Raw genomic sequence first — 8171 nt, 5'->3', positions numbered from 1 at the left:
AAGATCTCCGAGATACTGCTTGACAATTTTGGGAAAGTTAGATTCCATCATTGCTGTCATATACTTAGAATTTAGTTCTCTCTACAATTATAGATTATTCGAGCAATATTTGTCTATCTTTACTATCATTCAACGCTTCTGGGTTTAAGTCTCTGTGTTTTTTCGTAAAAAATTCGATCGAATTCAGTATTGTTTCGTAAAACAACAAGAAAAAACACTGAAAGAAAAGAGTTCGATCGAGCAATACTGGCTCAAGCCAAATTCGCCAGAAACTTTATTCAAAGCGAGTTGCAGCGAATAACCTGAAAATCTTTGCCTGAAGAATAACACGGGTTCTATGTCTGACGACTCGAACGTTAAAAAACGCAACCAAAAAATTGGAAAAAGTCGGTTGTTAATAGCAAGCCTTTCAACAAGTTGGGGAAAGTCGGTTAAACTCATAGGGACTTAAGCTCAGGATTTATTGTCATGAAAAACCAACGAGAAGTCCATCGCGCTATTGCCTACCTAAACCAAACCTTAAAAGAGCATAAGGGAACTGTTTTAAGTGACGTTCAAGAAGCAGTGGCTCGAGGTGCAATGGAGGGTTTTACCTACGAAAAAATGGCGCAACAGGAGGGATATCACTATGGCGAAAAATACTTAAAAGAAGTCGGAAGCCAACTGTGGAAAGAGCTAGAAAGCTACTGGGGCGTGAAAGTCAGTAAACCCAAATTTCGAGCCGCCCTAAACGATCGAATGCGACGAAACCCCTTACCCGAAAGTACAATTCCGTCCTACTCCCCCGTATTTCCCAATCGATATCAATGGCACAACGCCTTCAAACTGATATTGCTGCGAGCTTCCGAATACCAAAATTGGCTTCCCGGCTATAACGAACAATCCGACTTAGACGCTTACGAACAGGCGCTTTCGGAGATGTTTGCACAGTTGCGATATCTCGATCGCTACGAAGAACTGCGCCACCAATGGCGAGAAGTCCGAGGGATCGTCCACGTCTACGATTGGTCCGAATTGCGTCGAGACACCCTGAGTTGGTTGCTCGATCGCGCCGAACGTCTGGGAGAATCTAAGTCTATCTGGCGCGATCGCGCCGAACTCGCTTGGGCGCACAGTGTCAGCGGTCGTCCTGGGGCGGGTGCAGAAAGTCTCGAACAGATGGAAACCTTATGGAAACAAGTTCCCTCTATCTGCGCCTCTCCACTCGCCCAGTTCGAGCTGCTAATTTATTTGTGCGCCACGACGCTCACCCTGAACCAATTTGATAAAACTGCTCGTTGGTTGCACGAAGCAACCTCGATCTCCGAGGGAAGCCCCGCCGCCACTCGCGATCGCCGTTGGCAACGTTGTAAGTTAGACCTCACCCACTATCGAGCGGAGTATCAAGCCGGAATCGACCAATTAAACGAAAGCATCCGACTGTACGAGAAAGCCCTTCGGGAAGCCCGAGATTTAAAGTGCGATCGCGCTGTGACTCGCAATCTATTAGGCTTAGCGCAAGTGGAAATAGCTCGATCGCGTGCTGAAGCCGCCCGACACTACCTAGACACCGGATTTGAAAACGTTTACAGTCATTGCGACCGTCGCGGAATGGGCTTTTTTGCCAAAGAACAAATCCGTTTAGTCCGCGCCACAGGCGATCGAGAGCGAGTCGTCGAATGGCTAGACATGGCGCACAGCCAATTCCAAAGTCTGGGGATGACGGTACAAGTGCAGCGATCGAACCAGTTAATCTAGCAGAGACGGTAACATTCTCCCCCTTCGGTGGGATCGAACATCGCCGAACGGGGAGAGACGCTGTGAGTTTGAGATTTTAAAACATCTTGCCAATCTTGCAACTTCGATCGCGCCGCGACGCCGAAATGCTGCTCGAACAACGCCATCGTCAAATCCAACCCCATCCCTTCATCCAACGGTTGCGATCGACGAGGTTGATGGTCGACGAATTCGCCCACCAAAAACAAACAGTCTTGGCGATAGCGGCGGGTGTCGAGGATGTGCAAGTGCCAAACCCGATCGACAATCATCGGCGGAACCAACCGCGTTTGAGGATATCGAGCCATTAATCCCCAAAACTGCTCGTACAGTTCCACCGCTTCGAGGGCTTGACGTCTCGAGAGTCCCAGCAATATCCGAACGTCTTCGCATAACGTATCCGTATTCCACGCCGCCAGACGCGCCTCAACGTCGGTAGTGCGAGTTGAATTTTGGGATGGATTTATCGTTCCAGAAGCAGAGGGGGTGACAGTAGCTATAACAGTAGACAACAGATTTTGCATCGTTCTCGAACCTTCGCGAATCCTTGCGTTGACTTCTGTTATGGTTTCGGGAAGCGAGCGAAAAATTATGCACCCCATACTCTCCCGAATCGGCCAGATCCCAATAGGCGAGATCCTCAACAGGCGAGATCCCCGGCATCTTCGAGATGCCGGGGATCTGGAGTTCTGTGTAAGTGCAGCGCTGTATTAGTGGCTGTGTCCGTGACTGTGGCTGTGGCTGTGTCCGTGACTGTGGCTGTGGCCGTCGTGATGGTCGTGACCGAAAGAATCGCCCTCGTGGGAGTGGAAGCGTTGCGCCTGTTCCTGAGCTAAAGCCGGATTGACCTCGAACCCTTCCTCAGCCAACAGCATCTCAATTTGAGGGTTCGCCCAATCTGCCACCATCTCCAAAAATTCCGGTCGATCGTTGACACAGGGCATCTGCACGTAAGTCACATCGGGATGGCTTTTGTGAACCTCGTGAATCACGTGATGCACGTCCAGTAACGTTTCGTGGTTTTCCGTGGCAAAGCCGATCGGCATCATCACGATCGCCTTCGCGCCCAACTGAATCAAATTCTCCGCCGCTTGCTTCGCGTCCGGTTGCGTCCATTCGATCAGCGGCGTATCGTGATTGAGCCAGCCCACCGAAATCAGCGGATAGCGATACATCAAGCGTTCCCGAACCGCCTCGTACAACGCCTGGCTTTCATCGATCCCCGAAGTAAAGCCCTTCGCTTTCATCGGACAGCCGTGATTCATCAACACGATACCGATTTGTGAAGGCAGAAAACCCGCCGCCAGTTCCTCGGCGATTTTCTCCTCCACCATGTTCGCCATCAACTCCACATAGGCGGGCTGGTTGAAAAACGAGGGGATGTACTTCAATCCCTCCACCCAGTGTTTGTCGTCGTCCGTCAGAGTCGCCAACGCACGATTGACCTGCTCGACGGCGATTCCGCTAGTGAACACCGAATCGACGACCAAGAGCGGGTAAATTAATAATTTATTAAACCCTTGGGCTTTAATCTCCGCTAAAACTTGCTCGGGCAGATAGGGAGCGCAGAAGTTAAACGCTTTAAACACCTTGAGGCGATCGCCCCATTTAGCTTGAAGTTGTTCTTCGACTCCCGCCCGTTGGCGCTCGAAAATGGCATTGTGGGGGGAAATAAAGTCGTTGTGTTGGTGTCCCCACTCGTGGCGATCGAAAATCGCCAGCAATCGCGCCAAGGGGGGATAAAGCCAGTCGGGAACTGGGGCGAACTTCGCCGTCAGTAAGTTCAGAGCTTGCTCGTTATAATTGGCAAAATCTTCGTAACTTTCGACTTCGCCGTAACCCATGAGGAGGACGGCGACGCGGTTATCAGACTTGACGGCGGGGGATTGAGGTTGGGCTTTGTCGCTGGTTACTACCAAAGTCGATCTCTCCTATTGAAGCGCTCGGATGTCGTACAGTTCTCGTACAGTCGTGTTTAATCACAAACTTAACATAGGTCAAATTTCCAAGTTTTCCCAGTTCAGGGGGTCTTCAGCGAAAAACGCCGCTTTATGCTCCCCTAGATCGAATCGATGACGGTTCGGAGATGACGATCTACATTTGTCCCGGCGTTCACGATCGCCACCTGAGCCAGAGCTGCGTGCAAGCTCTCAACCTCCCTCACCACCGCTATTTCGTCCTTCCCACGGACACATATCCTCCTTACTCGCCGTTTCACGTTTTCCAATTTCTCCAGCAACAGCGATCGCCTCAGACTCCCTCATCTAAAGATTCCCTTATTTTTTTAAGTTTCAGTGCTGGGGTCGTCGGTGCTATCGGTGCTGCTTGGACGTGGCGACAACTGGGGGGAACTGTTACCGCCTTTCTCGCCTGCGACGGCTGGGGGGTTCCCCTGTTCGGGGACTTTCCCATCTACCGCATCAGCCACGATCTGCAAACCCATCGCGAATCGGCGTTTCTCGGGGCAGGAGACGGTCGCTTTTACGCCGATCCCCCCGTCTCCCATCTCGATCTTTGGGAACGTCCCGATCTCGCCTGGGGATGGCGAGTAACGCCGGGGGGAAGTCGATCCCGCACGACAGCCGCCGAGTTTATTCGCGATCGACTACAGACTCACGGAGCGCTCTAAGCTCGATAAACTTTTATAATCAAACCCGAGAAAACCCATATTTTCAGAGCTTGTCGTGCATCTTTCGTCGCACCGTTCCCCCGAACGTTTTCGCGTCCGTCTGCTGAGTCTCGTGGGACTGCTGGGATTAGCCCTAATGGGGTGCGATCGCATCGGTGGTTGGTTTTCCAACGCCAGCGAAAGCTATCCCGAACCCCTTCCCCAAGATCCCGACGTTCGCGTCTACTTCAACCACAACCCCGCCGAGACTTACCTCGATCCCTACCGCGACATCCAGCGAGACGGCGACGATCTCGAGCGAGAAATCGTCGAAACCCTCCAACGAGCCGAACGTCGGATCGATATCGCAATTCAAGAACTGCGACTTCCCCAAATTGCCCGAACCCTAGCCGAACGCCACCAAGCTGGAGTTGAAGTGCGCGTCGTTCTCGAAAACAACTACAGTCGTCCCTGGAGCGACTATACCGCCGCTGAAGTACGCCAGTTCGACGAACGCCAGCGATCGCGCTACGACGACGGGATTCAACTCATCGACGAAAACGGAGACGGGGAACTTTCCCCCGCAGAAATCCGCCAAAACGACGCCTTAGTCGTACTTCGCAACGCTGGAATTCCCGTTATCGACGATACCGCAGACGGCTCCAAAGGCAGCGGCTTAATGCATCACAAATTCGTCGTCGTAGACGGAACCACGACCCTCGTGGGATCGGCGAACTTTACCCCGTCTGGCATTCACGGCGATCTCGACGAACCCGAAAGTCGGGGCAACGCCAACCACCTGCTTCGCATCGAAAGTCCCGAACTCGCGACAATTTTCACCCAAGAATTCGAGTTAATGTGGGGAGACGGGCCGGGAAACGAGACTGATAGCTTGTTTGGGTTGCAGAAACCGCCGCGTCCGGTGGAAAACCTTACCATTGGAGAGAATCTCGTCTCTGTGAAGTTTTCCCCGACTTCGACGCGTCTTCCCTGGGAAGCGACGACGAACGGACTCATCGCCCAAGCCCTCAGTCGTGCCACGAGTTCGATCGAACTGGCGTTGTTCGTCTTTTCCGAACAGGGAATCGCCAACGCGATCGCCAAACGTCACCGAGACGGCGTTACCGTTCGCGCCCTGATCGATCCCAGCTTTGCGTATCGCAATTATTCCGAAGCCTTGGATATGTTGGGTGTCGCCCTAGCCGACACGAAATGCCGTTACGAAGACGACAATCAACCCTGGGACGAACCGATTTCGACAGTTGGCGTTCCCGAACTTCCTCCAGGCGATTTGTTACACCACAAATTCGGGTTAATCGACGATCGCAGCGTCGTTACGGGTTCTCATAACTGGTCGAACGTCGCCAACGTTCAGAACGACGAAACTCTGTTGGTGATTCAAAATCCCGTCGTCGCCGCCCATTTCGAGCGGGAGTTCGATCGCCTTTATGGAAATTCAAGCTTGGGACTTCCCGAATACATTGAAAAAAGAATTCGCGATCGAGAGCGTCAATGTCCGAACCTTTAAAACGGTCTTATACGGAATTCGTTCAAGTTAGAAATGTAGGGTGGGCATCGCCCACCATCCACCCGATCGGCTATCATAAAAAAACGTATAAAATATATTTTTGGTAATTTTTTATTTCAAATATAAGAACAAATTCAACCCTGGAATCGTTCGCGAGAGCGTCCACAACAAGAGTGTCACGTATAGCAAACCGAGTCCCCACTGATACCATGCCAAAGCACTAATTAAGCCAGGAAGATGTCGATCGCGCAACCGAACGTCGTTAAAACAAAACTTGAAAAGATTGTTCGAGCTAAAATCGTAGTAGTTCAACCAATTCCAACGGCGATCGCATAAAATCGGCTCGAAGCGATCGCGAAAAAAGGGAAATCTCGGCATAATCGGCAAGCGAGCGATGGTCAAGCGAAGCTGTCGCATTCCGCCGTCTTCTACAAAATAAGATAAATCCATTAAATCGTGATAGCGACCACTTCTATAAATTTGAAATAATAAAATACTTGAAACAGGTACGATCGCGATCGTCAAACAAAACAATGTCAGCCAAGGTTGCGGCGAACTCCGAAAAATTTCCATCAATCCTAAGCCCGTGACTACAACAAAACTGCTCGACATCCAGATAGTTTCTTCAGTAGTTGGAACGATAGGAGTCGGACGGCGGCGGCGAAAGCGATCGACCCACCAAAACAACATTGCAAAATAGCCGAACGCGATCGCTCCAATGCCAAATACTAAACTAACACTGGTTCCGTATCGGCTCAGAACCAAAAGAACGCTGACTCCTGAAATTTGGAGAGCCAATTTAACCCGTTCGACAGCAGACATTTGCAAAATAGCAACTAGGCGATCGCGCACTTTAACATACGTTGATAAATCGATCGAATCGCAATCTAAAATTTCACTGACGCTCGAAAACGGTTGTTTTTGACGGCGTTCGATCAGTTCGACGACTTGATTTTTAGAAAACCCGACGACGCGCAAACTTTCAAAAGATGCTGTATTGAGATTCGTGGCGAACAACTTTTTTATTGCGTCTTGCTGCCCCAAACGAATTTTTAAATAACTCATTTGATTTGCATCTTCAATTTGCTCCAATTCTCGAAAATTACGAATTAAATTTCGCAATAAATTTTCGTTTCCCTGTAAAATTGGAATTGAAATCGATCGACCGATCTGCCCTGGATTTCCAGATAATTTTGCGCGATCGGAATCGAAGGTTAAATTCGAGAGATTGAGATAGGCTCGAGGCGAAAACTGCGTATCGCTAAAATCTGCCAGTCCCGCGAGACTGGCACCTCGCAAATTGACCGGGAGATCGAAGCGAGCCTCGCGAAAGTTGACCGTTCCCAAAAAATTAGCATTGGTGAGAAACAGCGAACCGACAAATTTTGTCTTGGGAAACCACGCGCGATCGCGCCAGTCCGTTTGAGAAAAATCCGCACTTCCAACGAACTTCGCTCGCTCGAAATCCGTCGTTCCCTCAAACCGATCGGTATGAAAATCCGCCACGTCCTCGAACGTCGCGCCCCCGAAGGCGATCGATCCTTCAAACTGCACGCCACTGGCGTTCAACACATTTGAAAAAATGCTGTTGCGAAACACCACCGCCTCTAAAAAACGGGCGTTCGTCAGGCGCAGCGATCGACCGAACCGCGCGTCCGAACCGTTGACTTTTCCAGCGAACACGGCGCTTCCGCCATCGACGCCATCGAGAAAAAACGTATTCGTGAAATCCACATCGTCGAGAAAGCGCGTTCCCACGAACTTCAAACGTCCTCGAAATACCGTCACCTGTAAATTGTCCGCCGTCGCCGACTCCGACTCCAGTAACATCGATCGCGACAGTTGGCGTAACTGAGACAACCGACGGCGATCGCGATCGAGCTGTTTGCGTTGCTCCTGTGACAACAGCCCCGACAACCGAGATCCGTACAGCGGGACACTGGTTCCCAACCGTCCGAAATCGAAAGCACCTCGAACCGTCGAACCGCTCAAATCTAACGCCAGTGGGGGATCGACTCGAACCAATTTTTGTTGCAGCGACTCGTAAAAGCGATCGCGAAACGTTCCCTTATCCGCCCGTAAATCGATCGCGAACTCCGTTAAATCCAGCGTCGGAACGCCATCTCGCCAAAGTGGAGACTCCAGGCGATCGCGCAAGATGTCCTCCGTCAGCACCGGGAGATTCCCCGAATCCGCCAACGCGGACTGAGACATCCCAAAGCCAGCGATCGCCAAAACAATCGCGATCGTCAAACATTTCAATAATCGTTTCACAAAATC

The 8171-nt window shown here is 50.9% G+C and carries 6 protein-coding genes; 3 read left to right on the top strand and 3 right to left on the bottom strand.

Annotated features, from left to right (window positions below):
• The first annotated feature begins 468 nt into the window (after positions 1 to 468).
• Complete coding sequence (locus tag POG22_RS20095) at positions 469 to 1737, top strand: helix-turn-helix domain-containing protein (RefSeq protein ID WP_498906917.1); 1269 nt, start codon at positions 469 to 471, stop codon at positions 1735 to 1737.
• On the opposite strand, the gene POG22_RS20090 is transcribed toward POG22_RS20095, so the two are convergent.
• Both POG22_RS20090 and POG22_RS20085 read right to left on the bottom strand, forming a co-directional pair.
• The gene (locus POG22_RS20090; protein ID WP_498906916.1) at positions 1734 to 2279 is read right to left on the bottom strand and encodes a glycine-rich domain-containing protein; all 546 of its coding nucleotides are present in this window, start codon (positions 2277 to 2279) and stop codon (positions 1734 to 1736) included. The genes POG22_RS20095 and POG22_RS20090 overlap by 4 nt on opposite strands.
• A gap of 186 nt (positions 2280 to 2465) precedes the next feature.
• Positions 2466 to 3674, bottom strand: coding sequence for a ferrochelatase (locus POG22_RS20085; protein WP_498906915.1), 1209 nt, complete (start codon positions 3672 to 3674; stop codon positions 2466 to 2468).
• A gap of 167 nt (positions 3675 to 3841) precedes the next feature.
• On the opposite strand from POG22_RS20085, the gene POG22_RS20080 reads away from it, so the two are divergent.
• Together POG22_RS20080 and POG22_RS20075 are read left to right on the top strand one after the other, a co-directional pair.
• Entirely contained in the window at positions 3842 to 4384 is a 543-nt protein-coding gene (locus POG22_RS20080; RefSeq protein WP_498906914.1) for a hypothetical protein, read from the top strand.
• Positions 4385 to 4439: 55 nt separating this feature from the next.
• On the top strand, positions 4440 to 5891 hold the full coding sequence (locus POG22_RS20075) for a phospholipase D-like domain-containing protein (RefSeq protein WP_498906913.1): 1452 nt from the start codon (positions 4440 to 4442) through the stop codon (positions 5889 to 5891).
• Positions 5892 to 6002: 111 nt separating this feature from the next.
• Here POG22_RS20075 and POG22_RS20070 read toward each other — a convergent pair whose 3' ends face one another.
• Positions 6003 to 8165 (bottom strand): pentapeptide repeat-containing protein, encoded by a 2163-nt coding sequence (locus POG22_RS20070; RefSeq protein ID WP_498906912.1) that lies wholly within the window; start codon positions 8163 to 8165, stop codon positions 6003 to 6005.
• Positions 8166 to 8171: the final 6 nt, after the last annotated feature.

Source organism: Geitlerinema sp. CS-897, from assembly GCF_028368005.1.
Lineage (GTDB): Bacteria > Cyanobacteriota > Cyanobacteriia > Cyanobacteriales > Geitlerinemataceae > Baaleninema > Baaleninema simplex.
Note: the sequence above shows the minus strand (reverse complement) of the source record. Positions and strands in the feature narration are given on the sequence as shown.

Bases quoted from the DNA above. Each gene is read 5' to 3' on its own strand.
- POG22_RS20095 (WP_498906917.1), top strand. From the start codon at position 469: ATGAAAAACCAACGAGAAGTCCATCGCGCTATTGCCTACCTAAACCAA.
- POG22_RS20090 (WP_498906916.1), bottom strand. From the start codon at position 2,279: ATGCAAAATCTGTTGTCTACTGTTATAGCTACTGTCACCCCCTCTGCT.
- POG22_RS20080 (WP_498906914.1), top strand. From the start codon at position 3,842: ATGACGATCTACATTTGTCCCGGCGTTCACGATCGCCACCTGAGCCAG.